We start from the raw sequence: 1,657 nt of genomic DNA, 5'->3' as shown, positions 1-1,657 counted from the left end.
GTTACTTGATGGCAAACGGGTCTGGGCAGAAAAGAATCTGAACCAGATTTAACCTGACAGACACCTGTATAAATAACCGGTAGCTGTCAGATCAAGTCTAAGCCAATACAATTTATACAACAAAAAACTTCAAATCACTCAAAACCGCTTGACCTGATTCAGACCGTTAAAACCTCTGCTATGTATTTTTGGGCAAATTTATTGCCTGCCTGTGGCATTGATGTCCCCGCTAAAGGTAAACATGGTATTTGCCCCATCTGCGGCGGTACTGATCGTTTTCACTTTATCGACGATCATCATCACGGCAACTGGCATTGCCGCCAGTGTGATGCTCCGAACTATGGTGATGGGCTGGATTTAGTGGCAAAGATCAGAGGTGTCTCGATTGTTGAAGCAGCAAAAATTATTGCAGATGTGTTGGCATTGCCTTTGCCAGAATCCAAACCAGCCAGAGAAACTATCTATCCAGCTCAACCGATTGCTGAAAGAGTCGCGGCACTAATGGCGAAGACTGTTTCCGGACAATCGCCTTATTCGCTGATTATCCTGCCAGACCAGACTCGCTATGTAGGTGACGGCTCCGGCATCAAAGCCATTACAGGCGGGGATGAAGTTGCCATCGATCCGAAGCACAAACAACCTTATTCAACCCGTATTCCAGCGGTGGTGCTGGCTGTGAATAATAATGCTATGAGTTTCAGTGATCGCAGTGGTGGCGTGTCTCGGCGTCGGGTAATTTTCAACTTTTCCGAAGTCGTACCAGAAAACGAACGCGATCCACTTCTACGAGAGAAGATTGCAACAGAATTGCCTGTGATTATCCGGCATCTGCTGCATCGGTTCGCTGACCCACAATCCGCAAGGCGTTTACTGGCAGAGCAACAGAAATCAGAAGAAGCACTGGATATCAAACGTGGCACCGATCCACTGGTCGATTTCTGCGGTCACCTGATTGCATCCGATGAAGCTGACGGCCTGTTAATCGGTAATGCGGAAATTATGCCGTTCAATCCCCGCAAATACCTTTATCATGCCTACCTTGCTTACATGAAAGGCAATAACCTGAATAAACCCGTTTCCGTAACCCGCTTTGGCATGGATATGCCGGGCGCACTGGCAGAGTACAGTCAGCAATACCTGCGCAAGAAAAGCAAACAGGGTATTCGCAGCAATCTGAGACTGGATCTTGATACTGCCATCGAGTGGATGCCAAAACTGACAAGGAATAACCTGCCAGAAGAATAATTTTTTTCTTCATTGCTGATGGTTTTCAAAGAAATATAAAAAAGTGTTCACTACTGTTCACCCTGTAATTTAAATCAGATATATCAAATTATTATAAGGTGAAGAGTTATTTTTAAACTGTTCACAACTCTTCAACCCTGTTCACCTTTTTTCAGATTTGAGGTGAACGGTGGGGTGAAGAGTTCAATTTCAAGTCATCACCCTTTAACAATATGAATTTAAATAAAATATTTAAAGGTGAACAGGGTGAACAGTTTTATCCCTATTTCTTTAATACGGTGGGGTAAACAAAAAAGTTTTTTCTGGCAGGTGTTTTACAGCTCTCCGATTTGCCGGGTTAATGTATTAGCCCGGCAAATCGGAGAAGACAAGCGTAGCGCGTCAGTGTGGTTTAAATATGTTGCACTTTGTG

General features: G+C 44.2%; 2 pseudogenes. Both read left to right on the top strand.

Annotated features, from left to right (window positions below):
- Window positions 1-180: 180 nt before the first annotated feature.
- Window positions 181-342: pseudogene (locus tag IQ209_RS18525) on the top strand (primase-helicase zinc-binding domain-containing protein); the annotation flags it as partial.
- A gap of 189 nt (window positions 343-531) precedes the next feature.
- A pseudogene (locus IQ209_RS17780) lies at window positions 532-1,245 on the top strand (primase-like DNA-binding domain-containing protein); the annotation flags it as partial.
- Between the last annotated feature and the right edge of the window lie 412 nt (window positions 1,246-1,657).

Origin of the sequence: Xenorhabdus sp. BG5, assembly GCF_015163665.1 — a bacterium.
Classification (GTDB): Bacteria; Pseudomonadota; Gammaproteobacteria; order Enterobacterales; family Enterobacteriaceae; genus Xenorhabdus.
The sequence above is the reverse complement of the archived record's forward strand: the minus strand, read 5'-3'. Positions and strand labels throughout refer to the sequence as shown.